Origin of the sequence: Enterobacter sp. T2 (assembly GCF_010692925.1) — a bacterium.
In the GTDB taxonomy this organism is placed as follows: Bacteria; Pseudomonadota; Gammaproteobacteria; order Enterobacterales; family Enterobacteriaceae; genus Enterobacter; species Enterobacter kobei.
In genome coordinates this window covers 3,286,425-3,302,090 of the sequence record NZ_CP048736.1, presented here as the reverse complement: position 1 = coordinate 3,302,090, position 15,666 = coordinate 3,286,425, and the positions used below count along the sequence as shown (strand labels likewise).

Sequence of the window (15,666 nt, the reverse complement as noted above, 5' to 3'; positions counted from 1 at the left end):
GGGTAAGCTTAGTGCCACCCGGCGAAGTGCTTAGATCTTACATGCGCCGCTTTCGCAGCCATCGTCCTGAATTGACGGTACCATGTCGTCCTGCGCGTCTTCTGCACCGTCACGGGTGTTGTGATAGTACAGCGTTTTCACGCCAAATTTGTAGGCGGTCAGCAGGTCTTTCAACAGCTGCTGCATCGGTACCTTGCCAGACGGGAAACGCGTCGGGTCATAGTTGGTATTGGCAGAGATCGACTGGTCGATAAACTTCTGCATGATACCCACCAGCTGCAGGTAGCCGTCGTTGTTTGGCATTTCCCACAGCAGCTCGTAGTTGTTCCCGAGTGTTTCATAGTCCGGTACCACCTGACGCAGCACGCCGTCTTTCGACGCTTTAATGCTGACGTGGCCGCGCGGCGGCTCAATACCGTTAGTGGCGTTGGAGATCTGCGAAGAGGTCTCAGACGGCATCAGGGCAGAGAGCGTGGAGTTGCGCAGACCGTGAGTCTTGATGGACTCGCGCAGGCCTTCCCAGTCAAGGTGCAGCGGCTCGCTGACGATCGCATCCAGGTCTTTCTTGTAGGTGTCGATCGGCAGAATGCCTTTTGCATAGGTGGTTTCGTTGAACCACGGGCATGCGCCTTGCTCTTTCGCCAGTTCGTTAGACGCTTTCATCAGGTAATACTGAATGGCTTCGAACGTCTGGTGCGTCAGGTTATTGGCGCTGCCGTCGGAGTAACGCTTACCGTTTTTCGCCAGCCAGTAGGCGAAGTTAATCACGCCGATACCCAGGGTACGACGACCCATCGCGCCACGTTTAGCGGCCGGAATTGGGTAATCCTGGTAGTCCAGCAGGGCGTCGAGCGCACGAACCGCCAGCACGGCCAGCTCTTCCAGCTCGTCCAGGCTTTTAATTGCACCCAGGTTGAACGCAGACAGCGTACACAGCGCAATTTCGCCATTTTCGTCGTTCACGTCTTCCAGCGGCTTGGTCGGCAGAGCGATCTCAAGGCACAGGTTAGACTGGCGTACTGGCGCAACCACCGGATCAAACGGGCTATGGGTGTTGCAGTGGTCAACGTTCTGGATGTAGATACGGCCGGTAGAGGCACGCTCCTGCATCATCAGGGAGAACAGGTCGACCGCCTTCACGCGCTGCTTGCGGATGCTGTCGTCTTTTTCATATTTGGTGTACAGACGCTCGAACTCGTCCTGATCGGCGAAGAACGCGTCGTACAGGCCCGGGACGTCGGACGGGCTGAACAGGGTAATGTCTTCCCCTTTCAGCAGACGGGTGTACATCAGTTTGTTGATCTGTACGCCGTAGTCCATGTGACGCACGCGGTTGCCTTCCACGCCACGGTTGTTTTTCAGCACCAGCAGGCTTTCCACTTCCAGGTGCCACATTGGGTAGAACAGGGTCGCAGCACCGCCGCGCACGCCGCCCTGAGAGCAGGATTTCACTGCCGTCTGGAAGTGCTTGTAGAACGGGATACAGCCGGTGTGGAACGCTTCACCGCCGCGAATCGGGCTGCCCAGTGCACGGATACGACCGGCGTTGATGCCGATACCGGCGCGCTGGGAGACGTATTTCACAATGGCGCTGGAGGTCGCATTGATGGAATCCAGGCTGTCGCCACACTCGATCAGTACGCAGGAGCTGAACTGACGGGTAGGGGTACGCACGCCAGACATGATTGGCGTTGGCAGAGAAATCTTGAACGTCGATACCGCATCGTAGAAACGCTTCACGTAATCCAGACGGGTGTCACGCGGGTAGTTTGAGAACAGGCAGGCGGCCACCAGAATATAGAGGAACTGGGCGCTTTCGTAGATCTCACCGGTAACGCGGTTCTGAACCAGGTATTTGCCTTCGAGCTGCTTCACCGCCGCATAGGAGAAATTCATATCGCGCCAGTGATCGATAAACCCGTTCATCTGCTCGAACTCTTCTTCCGTATAGTCTTCCAGCAGATGCGTGTCGTATTTGCCCAGCTCAACCATTTTCACCACGTGATCGTAAAGCGCAGGCGGCTCAAACTGGCCGTAGGCTTTTTTACGCAGGTGGAAAATCGCCAGACGTGCAGCAAGGTACTGATAATCCGGTGCGTCGCGGGAGATCAGATCTGCCGCTGCTTTGATAATCGTTTCGTGGATATCAGACGTTTTGATGCCGTCGTAGAACTGAATGTGGGAACGCAGTTCAACCTGGGAGATAGATACGTTGTTCAGTCCTTCTGCTGCCCAGTCGAGAACTCGATGGATTTTGTCCAGATTGATACGCTCGGTCGTCCCGTCGCGCTTTGTCACCAGCAGACTCTGATTCATGTGGGTTTTACCTGTCCGTGAAATAAAAAATATCCCCCGCTTATCCACAGAATCGTCTTGTGACTAACTCTGTGGATAAATACTACATATAGGGGGTTTGCGATAAGAAAAACGCTATATGGTGAGTATTCTAGTATCGAATCTTTTCAGCACAAGGGTTGATTTTGACGTTAAATTGAGGTTGTGAAAGGGTAAAAAAGGCTAAGTCCTCGTACCGTAAGGCCTGGACGACATGTCAATAATTAAGAAAAAAAATTCAAAATTTGATCGAGTGCTGATTTCTTCAACGGGAGGGCAGAATTGCGCAACATGATGTCGCGCAATCTTTATAAGAATAACGAATGACGTTAGTCGTTTTTGGCGGTTGTATGCAACATATAGTTAACATCCACGCCCGGGGCGAGTTTGAATTTATCGGTCAGCGGATTGTAGTGCAGGCCGGTAATGTGCTGCTCTTTAAGCCACGTCCGATCAACCCAGCTCAGTAATTCAGCAGGCTTAATGAATTTCTTCACGTCGTGCGTGCCTTTTGGCACCATGCGCAGCACATATTCCGCGCCGACGACGGCCATCAGCCAGGCTTTACCGTTACGGTTGATGGTTGAGAAGAAGACCTGACCGCCCGGTTTCACCAGTTTTGCGCAGGCGTTCACCACGGATTGCGGATCGGGAACGTGTTCCAGCATCTCCATGCAGGTCACCACATCATACTGGTGGGCATGTTTTGCCGCGTGTTCTTCCACGGTTTCCTGCACGTATTCAACCTGGATCCCTGACTCCAGCGCATGGAGACGGGCCACCTGCAAGGGTTCAAAGCCCATATCCAGACCGGTGACCGTCGCGCCTTCGCGCGCCATGCTCTCCGCCAGGATGCCGCCGCCGCAGCCGACATCAAGCACCTTCTTACCGAACAGGCCGCCGGAACGCTCCGCGATATAGCCCAGACGCAGCGGGTTAATGCGATGCAGCGGTTTGAACTCACCTTCGAGATCCCACCAGCGGGACGCCACCGCTTCAAATTTGGCAATCTCTTCGTGGTCAACGTTGTGAGCCACCGGGGATTTTTCGGCATTCATGGGCGCTTTTACTCCTTATTTAGCAAGACAAAGGAGTATATCAGGCAATCCCCATGAATAAAGCGTATAGGTTTACCTCAATCACCGCGGCTGTGTTATAATTTGCGACCTTTGAATCCGGGATACAGTAGAGGGATAGCGGTTAGATGAGCGACCTTGCGAGAGAAATTACACCGGTTAACATCGAGGAAGAGCTGAAGAGCTCCTATCTGGACTATGCGATGTCGGTCATTGTTGGCCGTGCGCTGCCGGACGTCCGCGATGGCCTGAAGCCGGTACACCGTCGCGTACTATACGCCATGAACGTATTGGGCAATGACTGGAATAAAGCCTACAAAAAATCTGCCCGTGTCGTTGGTGACGTAATCGGTAAATACCATCCCCATGGTGATTCCGCGGTGTACGACACTATCGTCCGTATGGCGCAGCCATTCTCGCTGCGTTACATGCTGGTAGATGGTCAGGGTAACTTTGGTTCTATCGACGGCGACTCCGCCGCGGCAATGCGTTATACGGAAATCCGTCTGGCGAAGATTGCCCATGAGCTGATGGCCGACCTGGAAAAAGAGACGGTTGATTTCGTTGATAACTACGACGGCACGGAAAAAATCCCTGACGTCATGCCGACGAAAATCCCTAACCTGCTGGTGAACGGCTCGTCCGGTATCGCCGTGGGTATGGCAACTAACATTCCGCCGCACAACATCACGGAAGTGATCAACGGCTGCCTGGCCTATATCGAAGATGAAGACATCAGCATTGAAGGGCTGATGGAGCACATCCCGGGCCCGGACTTCCCGACGGCGGCGATCATCAACGGTCGTCGCGGTATTGAAGAAGCGTACCGCACCGGTCGCGGCAAGATTTACATCCGTGCCCGCGCCGAAGTGGAAGCGGACGCTAAAACCGGCCGTGAAACCATTATTGTTCACGAGATCCCGTATCAGGTGAACAAAGCCCGTCTGATTGAAAAAATCGCCGAGCTGGTAAAAGAAAAACGTGTTGAAGGCATCAGCGCGCTGCGTGACGAGTCTGACAAAGACGGTATGCGCATCGTGATTGAGATCAAACGCGACGCGGTGGGTGAGGTTGTACTGAACAATCTGTACTCCCAGACTCAGCTTCAGGTCTCCTTCGGTATCAACATGGTGGCACTGCACCATGGTCAGCCGAAGATCATGAACCTGAAAGAGATCCTGAGCGCGTTCGTGCGTCACCGCCGCGAAGTGGTGACCCGCCGTACCATCTTTGAACTGCGCAAAGCGCGCGACCGTGCGCACATCCTTGAAGCGCTGGCGGTTGCGCTGGCCAACATCGACCCGATCATTGAACTGATCCGTCGCGCGCCAACCCCGGCAGAAGCAAAAGCCGGACTGGTATCCCGTCCGTGGGATCTGGGTAACGTGGCGGCGATGCTGGAGCGTGCGGGTGATGACGCGGCGCGTCCTGAGTGGCTGGAACCTGAGTTCGGCGTACGTGACGGTCAGTACTACCTGACTGAACAGCAGGCCCAGGCGATTCTGGATCTGCGTCTGCAGAAACTGACCGGCCTTGAGCATGAAAAACTGCTCGACGAATACAAAGAGCTGCTGGAGCAGATTGCCGAGCTGCTGCACATTCTGGGCAGCGCAGAGCGCCTGATGGAAGTGATCCGCGAAGAGCTGGAGCTGGTCCGCGACCAGTTTGGCGACGAGCGCCGCACCGAAATCACCGCGAACAGCTCTGATATCAACATTGAAGATCTGATCAACCGCGAAGATGTGGTGGTCACCCTGTCTCACCAGGGCTATGTGAAGTATCAGCCGTTGACCGACTATGAAGCACAGCGTCGTGGCGGCAAGGGCAAGTCTGCGGCACGTATTAAAGAAGAAGACTTTATTGACCGTCTGCTGGTGGCCAACACCCACGACACGATCCTCTGCTTCTCCAGCCGTGGCCGTCTGTACTGGATGAAAGTCTATCAGCTGCCTGAAGCGAGCCGTGGCGCGCGTGGTCGTCCAATCGTCAACCTGCTGCCGCTGGAAGCGAACGAACGTATCACCGCCATTCTGCCGGTACGCGAGTACGAAGAGGGCGTGAACGTCTTTATGGCGACCGCCAGCGGTACCGTGAAGAAAACCGCGCTGACCGAGTTCAGCCGTCCACGTTCCGCCGGGATCATCGCGGTGAACCTGAACGAAGGCGACGAGCTGATCGGTGTGGATCTGACCTCCGGTTCTGATGAAGTCATGCTGTTCTCTGCGGCCGGTAAAGTGGTGCGCTTCAAAGAGAACGCCGTGCGCGCAATGGGTCGTACAGCGACCGGTGTACGCGGTATCAAACTGGCGGGTGAAGATTCCGTTGTTTCCCTGATCGTTCCTCGCGGCGAAGGTGCAATCCTGACCGTCACCCAGAACGGTTACGGTAAACGTACCGCGGAAAGCGAATACCCGACCAAATCACGTGGCACGCAGGGCGTTATCTCTATTAAGGTTACCGAGCGCAACGGTTCCGTTGTGGGTGCGGTACAGGTCGATGATGCCGACCAGATCATGATGATCACTGATGCCGGTACGCTGGTGCGTACACGCGTATCTGAGATCAGCGTGGTGGGTCGTAACACCCAGGGCGTTATCCTCATCCGTACTGCGGAAGATGAAAACGTGGTGGGTCTGCAGCGCGTGGCTGAGCCGGTGGATGACGAAGAGCTCGATTCCATCGACGGTAGCGTTGCGGAAGGTGACGATGAAATCGCGCCGGAAGCGGACACCGACGATGATGCAGCGGATGACGCTGACGAGTAATGTCTCCTGACGCAAAAAGGGCCGGATTCCGGCCCTTTTCTTTTACGTAAGCAGACAAGTGAACGTTGCGGCAAGCCGCGTTTACCGCTACCTTAACCACATTCTTTTGACCCCGACGGCGGAGCCTCGCCCCTTTGAAATACCTCGTCTCCTTTCGTACCACGCTGAAAGTTTCTCGCTATCTGTTCCGGGCGCTGGCGCTCCTGCTTTGGTTGCTGGTGGTCCTGCTGTCGGTGTTCTACATCGTCAACGCGCTGCACAAGAAAGAAGCGGAGATCCGCCAGGAGTTTAATTTAAGCTCCGATCAGGCCCAGCGTTACATTCAGCGAACATCTGATGTAATGAAGGAGCTGAAGTATATTGCCGAAAACCGACTGACGGCGGAAAACGGCATCCTGGCGCTTCGCGGGCGTAATGACAAAACCGAAGTGCCGGACTTCCAGCCGCTGTTCCCGGACTCCGACTGCTCCACCATGAGCAACACCTGGCGCGGGTCGCTGGAATCCCTCGCCTGGTTTATGCGCTACTGGCGCGACAATTTTTCCGCCGCCTACGATCTCAATCGCGTCTTCCTGATTGGCAGCGAAAATCTCTGCATGGCTGACTTCGGCCTGCGCGACGTGCCCGTCGAGCGTGATGATGCGCTGAAAAGCCTGCATGAGCGTATTGTGAAATATCGCAATGCGCCGCAGGACGAGCGCGGGAATAACATCTTCTGGATTAGCCAGGGGCCGCGCATGGGCGTGGGCTATTTCTACGCGCTGACGCCGGTTTACCTCGGTAACCGCCTGCAGGCGCTGCTGGGCATTGAGCAGACTATCCGCATGGAAAACTTCTTCACGCCAGGCAGCCTGCCGATGGGTGTGACCATTCTGGATGAAAACGGACATCAGCTGATCTCGCTTGCCGGGCCGGATAACCGTTTGAACGTCGATCCGCACTGGATGCAGGAACGCTCGTGGTTTGGTTACACCTCCGGCTTTCGTGAGCTGGTGCTGAAAAAAAGCCTGCCACCGTCGTCGCTGAGTATCGTCTACTCGCTGCCGGTCGATATGGTGCTGGAGCGGATACGCATTCTGATTATGAATGCAATTCTGCTCAACCTGCTGGTGGGAGGGGCGCTGTTTACGCTGGCGCGCATGTATGAGCGAAGAATCTTTATTCCCGCCGAAAGCGACGCCCAGCGTCTGGAAGAGCACGAGCAGTTTAACCGTAAGATAGTCGCCTCGGCACCGGTGGGGATCTGTATTCTGCGTACTCAGGACGGGACCAACATCCTGAGTAACGAGCTGGCGCACAACTATCTGAACATGCTGACGCATGAGGATCGTCAAAGGTTGACGCAAATCATCTGCGGTCAGCAGGTAAACTTTGTCGACGTGCTCACCAGCACCCATACCAACCTGCAGATCAGCTTTGTTCACTCCCGCTATCGTAATGAAAACGTGGCGATTTGCGTGCTGGTGGATGTCTCCGCACGCGTGAAGATGGAGGAGTCGTTGCAGGAGATGGCGCAGGCGGCGGAGCAGGCCAGCCAGTCGAAATCTATGTTCCTTGCCACCGTCAGCCACGAGCTGCGTACGCCACTGTACGGGATTATCGGTAACCTCGACCTGTTGCAGACGAAAGAGCTGCCGAAAGGGGTCGACAGGCTGGTGACGGCGATGAACAACTCCTCCAGTCTGCTGCTGAAAATCATCAGCGATATTCTCGATTTCTCTAAAATTGAGTCTGAGCAGTTGAAAATCGAACCGCGGGAGTTTTCGCCGCGTGAAGTGATGAACCACATCAGCGCCAACTATCTGCCGCTGGTGGTGCGTAAACAGCTGGGGCTCTACTGCTTTATTGAACCGGATGTGCCGCTGACGCTGCACGGCGATCCGATGCGCCTGCAGCAGGTCATCTCTAACCTGCTTAGCAACGCCATCAAATTCACCGATATTGGCTGTATCGTGTTACACGTCTGCCGGGCGGGGGATTACCTGAGCATTCGCGTCCGTGACACGGGTGTGGGCATCCCGGCGAAGGAAGTGGTTCGCCTGTTCGACCCGTTCTTCCAGGTCGGCACCGGCGTGCAGCGTAACTTCCAGGGCACCGGTCTGGGGCTGGCGATTTGTGAGAAGCTCGTCAGCATGATGGACGGTGATATCTCGGTGGATACCGAGCCCGGCATGGGCAGCCAGTTCACCATCCGTATTCCGCTCTATTCGGCGCAGTATCCGGCAAAAGCGACGGTTGACGGGCTGAGCGATAAGCGCTGCTGGCTGGCGGTGAATAACGCTTCGCTGAATGATTACCTGACGGCGCTGCTTACCCATAGCGGCGTGAGGGTGTGCCGCTATGAAGACCAGACGCCGGACGCGGATGACGTGCTGATCGCCGACGAGATGCCGGAACAGGCGTGGCAGGGGAGAGGAACGGTACTCTTCTGTCGTCGCCACATTGGCATACCGGTTGAACGTGCGCCGGGAGAGTGGGTACACAGTGTCGCCACGCCGCATGAGCTGTTGAGCCTGCTGGCACGCATCTACAAAGTGCAGCTGGAAGAGAACGACGGAGCCGGTGAATTGCCGTCACCGGAAGGTCTGGCGTCAGTGAATGACGATATGATGATTCTGGTCGTGGATGACCATCCGATTAACCGCCGACTGCTGGCAGACCAGCTCGGGTCGCTTGGCTACCAGTGCAAAACGGCCAATGACGGCGTGGATGCGCTGAATGTGCTGAGTAAAAATCATATTGATATCGTTCTCAGTGACGTCAACATGCCTAACATGGACGGCTACCGTCTGACGCAACGTATCCGCCAGCTTGGCCTGACGTTGCCGGTGGTGGGCGTCACGGCGAACGCGCTGGCGGAAGAGAAACAGCGATGCCTGGAGTCAGGCATGGACAGCTGTCTGTCGAAACCGGTCACGCTGGACGTGCTGAAGCAGACCTTGTCGGTCTATGCGGAACGCGTCAGGAAAACGAGGATCTAAAAAAGGCCCTTTCGGGCCTTTTTTATTTGCCCGGCGGCGCTTCGCTTGCGCGAACACCACCCGGCATTTACTGCGGTGATCAATCCTTGTCCGTTGCGCTCAGCGTCACGGAGGAGAGATAGTTCAGCAAGGCAATATCGTTGTCCACACCCAGCTTCATCATTGCGGATTTCTTCTGGCTGCTGATGGTTTTAATACTGCGGTTCAGCTTCTTGGCAATCTCGGTCACCAGGAAACCTTCAGCGAACAGACGCAGAACTTCGCTCTCTTTCGGTGACAGACGTTTGTCACCGTAGCCACCCGCGCTGATTTTTTCCAGCAGACGAGAGACGCTCTCAGGCGTGAACTTCTTGCCTTTCTGCAGCGCAGCGAGCGCTTTTGGCAGATCGGTCGGTGCGCCTTGTTTCAGCACAATCCCTTCGATGTCCAGATCCAGCACGGCGCTCAGGATCGCCGGGTTGTTGTTCATGGTCAGAACAATGATCGAGATGTCCGGGAAGTGACGTTTGATATATTTGATGAGCGTAATCCCATCACCGTACTTATCTCCAGGCATGGAGAGATCGGTAATGAGCACGTGCGCATCAAGCTTTGGGAGGTTATTGATCAGTGCTGTAGAGTCTTCAAATTCACCGACTACATTCACCCACTCGATCTGTTCAAGCGATTTGCGAATACCGAACAGTACAATCGGATGGTCATCGGCAATAATTACGTTCATATTGTTCATGTATAAGGCTACCTTGCTACAGCAAGCTTTTGACGTAGTCGTCAATGTCGCTGATGTATTTTTCAATGCCAGAGGCATCTTTCTCACGAATTAGATGTTCCAGCGTTTCACATAACTGCTTGCCGGGAACCAGATTAAGCATGGCAAACACCCCTTTAAGCCGGTGTGCTGTCTGCGCCAGCGCTGCAAAATCATTCGCAGCGGACTCAGTATACAACCGCTTAACATCATCTGGTACTGTATCAACAAAGAGTGAATAGTATCCGCTGGCGTGAAGCTCGGCGTTTTCATTGCCGCCTAACGGGGATTCCGTTATCTCATCCTGCGCCAGCTGCTCTTCTATTAGTTGTAGTACAGCTTCCTGCATCGCATTGCTTATATTAAAGTTGACGCGCAGCTGGCCAGGGCCGATTTTCCGCACGCCTGACTCATCATCGCTTAAAAGCAAGCCCGAGGCAGTAAGATTAGACGGATTATCCGTTAAAAACAGATCAAATTCTTGACTTGCCAGTCGTTCATCCGGCGTGATGCAGGCCGCGCCCCAGTTTTCTAACTGACGCACCACGATGTTGCGGATCTCGTTTGAGGTCACATCCACCATCGCCACCACGTCATCCAGCAGGCGCTCTTCATCTTCTTCCTGCGGATTGACGGCCATTTTCACGTGCAGAGAGTAGCGAGTGCCGAGCGATTCACGTGCTTTGATATTCAGGTGGCCGCCGAGCTTACGCGCCAGCTGATCGCACAGCCAGAAGGTCAGGGCATTAGCCTTACCGTAATGATCGCTTTGTGTGTCATTCAGGAACGGGAAGTGCAGATTATCAATTTCACTCGTCGTGACGCCTTCACCGGTGTCCAGAATGCGGAACGTCAGGCGATCTTCTGCCGACTCGTCGGTGCTCACTTCGAGGGTGATCTTGCCGATCTGCGTGGTGGTCACGGCATACTGAATAATCATCAGCAGAATGCGACGTAGCGCTTCGCGATCGCCATGGCGTTCGTCATTCGCCGGTAAATGGTTGTTGATCAGCAGCTGCAGACCTTTACGCTTGATCACCGGCAGGACTTCCGGAACCACTTCATCGATCAGATCCTGAATGGAGAAGAGGGAAGGCGTACCTTTCCAGAAATCATTCTCCAGCATGTTCGCTAACTGGATCTCATCCACCATACGAACCAGCGAGTCGGCCTGGCAGGCAAGCTGGTGGCTTTCAGAGGTGTTTAACGCCGCCGCCTGGGTTGCCAGCGTTTTTAACGGCTGTTTGAAGGCGTCGCCAATATTCTGCATAAAGGCGGCGCGCCCCTGCTGGTTCTTCTCATACAGCCTTTGCGCCTGCTTGAGTTTCTTATTCACCAGCACTTCGCGATCCTGGTCGCGGATAATGAAGATTTGCGTGCGTGGGGCCACCTGACTGCGGAACTGACGGATCTCGTACAGTTCATTATTGATGGTGGCCTGAATAACCCCCTGGTGCTGATCCGCCATGGTGGTGATGTTCTGCAGGTTAAGATGCGGCAGCAGATGGTCTGCAATTTTATTGCTCATCACCGTGCGGTTCGCTTCCTGATCGTGGACTAACACGCCCAGCGGCAGCACGGAAACAATCTCTTCATTGAGCGCGCGTAACACGCGAAGTTCATTCGTGTTGCCCGCGGTGACCGCAGAGGCGTCGCTCTGACGTCCCGGCTGGAAGCGGAAGGTGCTGTAGCCAAACAGGGCCAGCGCCAGCAGGCCGATATTCAGCAGCAACGGCAGCAAAATATTTTGCAGGGTATCGAGCAGCAGGGTGCCAAACGGTACCTGCCACACCAGGCGCATGCCGGTTGAGTTCAGTGACGAGGCAATTTCAATTTTCGAGCCGTTAAAGGAGATGGTGACGCTCTCTGCGGCCTCTTTGTCCGACGCCGCGCGCATGTTCTGGGTACTGCTGTCTGGCTCCATACGGAAGCTGTCGAGCGGCATATCCGGCGGGATCAAATCATTAATAGGCAAATCAAACGCCACGACCGTCGCCAGATGTCCCGGCTGGTTGAACGTGGTACGCAGGGTAAAATAGTGACCATTTTGCCAGGCCAGGCGGCGCAGCGATGAGAAACTTTCACGCTCATCAAGAGCATTCGCCTGCTGCAGCATTTCTGCACGGCGGGAATCGACGATGCCGCCAACGGTCGTCTCTTTAAAACCAGAAGAGAGATCTTTCAATGGCAGCGTCGAGATCAGGATCATGCTGTTGTCCTGACCATTCAGATAGTACATCGACCACGGCACCGTCTCGGCACCCCAGAGGGTATCCAGATAGGTTGAAATACGCTGCGTCATCTCAAGCGTTGCGCTGTCGTGAGAGCCAAAGATAAGCGCCTCAGTCTTACGCTGCGGTTTTTCGAGATAGTAGACATCCTGCTTAAGCCGGGTCTCCTGAAGCCCATCCCCGGATGCGCTTGCAGGCGCTGCGGCAATATTGTCGTAAATCTGCCAGGTGGCGTAGCGCCAGGTATCAATGCGCTTGTGGACGGCATGAGTGATATCAACCACCTGGTAGCTCTTGTCCTTCAGCCAGGCGTTTACCGCGCTCTGCACCATCACGCCCAGGGTGACTAATAACACAACGATCAAAAGAAGAAAGAAACGGGTGATGCTCCCGGGAAGAAGGGAGAATTTGCTCGGGGCGGTAGTTTCAGTCTGACTCATTGATATCTTTAACCCGTAATGGTCGTGCTCTGTGGCGATAGGGCAGTATAAAGGGTAATACCTGAATTTCCAGCGCCACTGGCCTGGAACAGGCGACTTTTTCAGGGAACACTGAGGAAGAGGCGATGTGCGTTAAAAGTGTACAAGTTCACGATGCGTGTACAAATAAAAGAAACTTCTCGCCAGTAAATAGCACGAATTAACAAGAAATTAAGTTTCTTCTGAATTTTTGCACGTTGGTTGACCCTCGTAACGGGATTAGTTAATAGTCGTTACAATTTCGTGCTGGTAGCACATAAAAAGAAAAGTTACGTAAAGAAGGGTAAAAAAAAACCGAATGCGATGCATTCGGCTCAATTAGGGATAAACAGACATTCAAAACTGAATGACGGTAATAAATAAAGTTAATGATGATAGCGAGAGCTATTTTAGAGATTAGGAGCGATCTTGTTTTGTCATTCAGTGCTGTAACGATTTATATCCCAACTCATTGAAATTTAATGGAATAATATTAATTTTGATAATAAATGCTAATTTTCTAAGCTATTTGTGCTTTGTAAAAGTTCCTTGATATTAACATTCTGAAACATGTTGATAGATGAATGAAACATCTTCAAAGTTTTCGTATCATATTCGCATTGGATTATTCTGTAATTTTGCGGAGAATGAAATTGCCGACTGGTTAATGAGGGTTAGCCAGTAAGCAGTGGCAATTATAAGGCATATAACAGAGGGTTAATAAAATGAAAGTTAAAGTACTGTCCCTCCTGGTACCAGCACTGCTGGTAGCAGGCGCAGCAAATGCGGCTGAAATTTATAACAAAGATGGCAACAAATTAGATCTGTACGGCAAAGTTGATGGTCTGCACTATTTCTCTGACGACAAGAGTGCTGACGGTGACCAGACCTACATGCGTCTTGGCTTCAAAGGTGAAACTCAGGTTAACGATCAGCTGACCGGTTACGGCCAGTGGGAATACCAGATCCAGGGCAACACAACAGAAAGCGACAACCAGGCCTGGACCCGTGTGGCGTTTGCTGGTCTGAAATTCGCTGAAGCGGGTTCTTTCGATTACGGTCGTAACTACGGTGTGATCTACGACGTAACATCCTGGACTGACGTGCTGCCAGAATTTGGTGGTGATACATACGGTGCAGACAACTTCCTGCAATCTCGTGCTAACGGCGTGGCAACCTACCGTAACCAGGACTTCTTTGGTCTGGTGGATGGCCTGAACTTTGCTCTGCAGTATCAGGGTAAAAACGGTAGCGTAAGCGGTGAAAACGACACCGGTCGTAGCACCCTGAAACAGAACGGCGACGGTTACGGTGCGTCCCTGACCTATAACCTGGGCGAAGGCTTCAGCATCGGTGGTGCAATGTCTTCTTCCAAACGTACCGCCGATCAGAACAACACGGCTAACCCAGCCTTGAAAGGCGAAGGCGATCATGCCGAAGTCTATACGGGTGGCCTGAAATACGATGCCAACAACATCTATCTGGCCGCGCAGTACTCTCAGACTTATAACGCAACACGTTTCGGCAACTCTCAGAGCAGCAGCGATATCTACGGTTTCGCTAACAAAGCGCAGAACTTCGAAGTGGTTGCTCAGTACCAGTTCGACTTCGGCCTGCGTCCATCCGTGGCTTACCTGCAGTCTAAAGGTAAGGACATCGAAGGGTATGGCGACCAGGATCTGCTGAAATATGTTGATGTGGGTGCGACTTACTACTTCAACAAAAACATGTCTACCTACGTGGATTACAAAATCAACCTGGTTGATGAAAATGAGTTCACCCGTCAGGCCGGTATCGGTACTGATGATATCGTCGCGCTGGGTCTGGTTTACCAGTTCTAATCGCGTCGTAGTATGACTCAGGGGCCTGATGGCCCCTTTTTTGTGCGTGTTTTTGGATCTCACAATTGACCCGTTTTGGTGTACTCTTGCCGCCCTGGCATGAGGATAATAATGAATGGATATGACTTTTTTACGCGCCAGCTTTCTGGCTATGCTTTTTTTCCTGACCGCATGTAACGATCCCGCCCCCGTGGCGAAAACCGACGCACCCGCTGCCACGGTGCTCGAAGGCAAAACGATGGGCACCTTCTGGCGCGTCAGCGTGATGAACCTCGATAAAACGCGCACGGAAGAGCTTCGCGGCAAAATCCAGGCTCAGCTGGACGCCGACGATCAGCTGCTGTCGACCTACAAAAATGACTCGGCGCTGATGCGCTTTAACCTCTCCACCAGTACGTCTCTGTGGCCGGTGAGTGAAGCGATGGCTGATATCGTCACCGAGTCCATTCGCGTGGGATATAAAACCAACGGTGCGATGGACGTGACCGTCGGGCCGCTGGTGAACCTCTGGGGATTTGGCCCGAATAAACAGCCGGTGGCGACGCCCGATCAGGCGGCTATTGATGATGCCCGTGCCCGGACAGGGCTGCAGCATCTGACGGTGATCAATCAGTACGGCCAACAGTACCTGCAAAAAGATATCCCCGATCTGTTTGTCGATCTGTCGACGGTAGGGGAAGGCTACGCGGCGGATCACCTTGCCGCGCTGATGACGCAGGAAGGCATTTCGCGCTATCTGGTCTCCGTGGGCGGTGCGTTAGTCAGCCGGGGCATGAACGCCAGCGATAAACCGTGGCGCGTAGCGATTCAAAAACCGACCGATCGGCAAAATGCCGTGCAGGCGATAGTCGATATCAACGGACATGGCATCAGCACCTCCGGGAGTTACCGTAACTATTACGAGCTTGACGGGAAGCGCATCTCGCATGTTATTGATCCGCAGACCGGGCGGCCGATCGCGCATAATCTGGTCTCGGTGACGGTGATTGCGCCGACGGCGCTGGAAGCCGATGCCTGGGATACCGGCTTAATGGTCCTCGGCCCGGAAAAAGCGAAAGAGGTGGTTCGTCAGGAAGGGCTGGCGGTGTACATGATCACCAAAGAGGGCGACGAGTTTAAAACCTGGAGCTCGCCGCAGTTCAACAGTTTCCTGGTGAGCGACAAAAATTAAAAAGCAAGGTTGCGGGTTTTTTATCAGTGGCACTCAGGCACGCTACAGGTATGCTTGTAAG

8 protein-coding genes are annotated in these 15,666 nt (G+C 53.8%); 4 read left to right on the top strand and 4 right to left on the bottom strand.

Translation table 11 applies throughout. The features are described 5' to 3' along the window. Positions 1-30 precede the first annotated feature (30 nt). Positions 31-2,316, bottom strand: a complete 2,286-nt coding sequence (nrdA, locus tag G0034_RS15910) for a class 1a ribonucleoside-diphosphate reductase subunit alpha (protein WP_014884610.1) — start codon at positions 2,314-2,316, stop codon at positions 31-33. A 347-nt stretch (positions 2,317-2,663) separates the two neighbouring features. Beyond that, the gene (gene ubiG / locus G0034_RS15905; protein ID WP_014884609.1) at positions 2,664-3,392 is read right to left on the bottom strand and encodes a bifunctional 2-polyprenyl-6-hydroxyphenol methylase/3-demethylubiquinol 3-O-methyltransferase UbiG; all 729 of its coding nucleotides are present in this window, start codon (positions 3,390-3,392) and stop codon (positions 2,664-2,666) included. Between the two features lie 146 nt (positions 3,393-3,538). Between ubiG and gyrA the strand changes: the two genes are divergently transcribed. After that, on the top strand, positions 3,539-6,175 hold the full coding sequence (gyrA, locus tag G0034_RS15900; RefSeq protein ID WP_014884608.1) for a DNA topoisomerase (ATP-hydrolyzing) subunit A: 2,637 nt from the start codon (positions 3,539-3,541) through the stop codon (positions 6,173-6,175). Positions 6,176-6,309: 134 nt separating this feature from the next. Then, positions 6,310-9,156, top strand: a complete 2,847-nt coding sequence (gene rcsC, locus G0034_RS15895) for a two-component system sensor histidine kinase RcsC (RefSeq protein ID WP_023330948.1) — start codon at positions 6,310-6,312, stop codon at positions 9,154-9,156. 79 nt (positions 9,157-9,235) lie between these two features. Here the strand turns inward: rcsC and rcsB are convergent, their stop codons facing one another. Both rcsB and rcsD read right to left on the bottom strand, forming a co-directional pair. Further along, entirely contained in the window at positions 9,236-9,886 is a 651-nt protein-coding gene (rcsB, locus tag G0034_RS15890) for a response regulator transcription factor RcsB (protein ID WP_003859405.1), read from the bottom strand. Positions 9,887-9,902: 16 nt separating this feature from the next. Beyond that, the gene (gene rcsD, locus G0034_RS15885) at positions 9,903-12,575 is read right to left on the bottom strand and encodes a phosphotransferase RcsD (RefSeq protein WP_014884607.1); all 2,673 of its coding nucleotides are present in this window, start codon (positions 12,573-12,575) and stop codon (positions 9,903-9,905) included. Between the two features lie 743 nt (positions 12,576-13,318). Here rcsD and G0034_RS15880 point away from each other — a divergent pair. Together G0034_RS15880 and apbE are read left to right on the top strand one after the other, a co-directional pair. After that, positions 13,319-14,434, top strand: a complete 1,116-nt coding sequence (locus tag G0034_RS15880; RefSeq protein ID WP_014884606.1) for a porin OmpC — start codon at positions 13,319-13,321, stop codon at positions 14,432-14,434. A 115-nt stretch (positions 14,435-14,549) separates the two neighbouring features. Further along, positions 14,550-15,605, top strand: coding sequence for an FAD:protein FMN transferase ApbE (apbE, locus tag G0034_RS15875; RefSeq protein ID WP_032635998.1), 1,056 nt, complete (start codon positions 14,550-14,552; stop codon positions 15,603-15,605). Positions 15,606-15,666 lie beyond the last annotated feature (61 nt).

What these genes read in the sequence shown, in the direction of transcription:
- rcsD (WP_014884607.1), bottom strand. Translation starts at nt 12,575, where the DNA reads ATGAGTCAGACTGAAACTACCGCCCCGAGCAAATTCTCCCTTCTTCCC.
- G0034_RS15880 (WP_014884606.1), top strand. Translation starts at nt 13,319, where the DNA reads ATGAAAGTTAAAGTACTGTCCCTCCTGGTACCAGCACTGCTGGTAGCA.
- rcsB (WP_003859405.1), bottom strand. Translation starts at nt 9,886, where the DNA reads ATGAACAATATGAACGTAATTATTGCCGATGACCATCCGATTGTACTG.
- apbE (WP_032635998.1), top strand. Translation starts at nt 14,550, where the DNA reads ATGGATATGACTTTTTTACGCGCCAGCTTTCTGGCTATGCTTTTTTTC.
- nrdA (WP_014884610.1), bottom strand. Translation starts at nt 2,316, where the DNA reads ATGAATCAGAGTCTGCTGGTGACAAAGCGCGACGGGACGACCGAGCGT.
- ubiG (WP_014884609.1), bottom strand. Translation starts at nt 3,392, where the DNA reads ATGAATGCCGAAAAATCCCCGGTGGCTCACAACGTTGACCACGAAGAG.
- gyrA (WP_014884608.1), top strand. Translation starts at nt 3,539, where the DNA reads ATGAGCGACCTTGCGAGAGAAATTACACCGGTTAACATCGAGGAAGAG.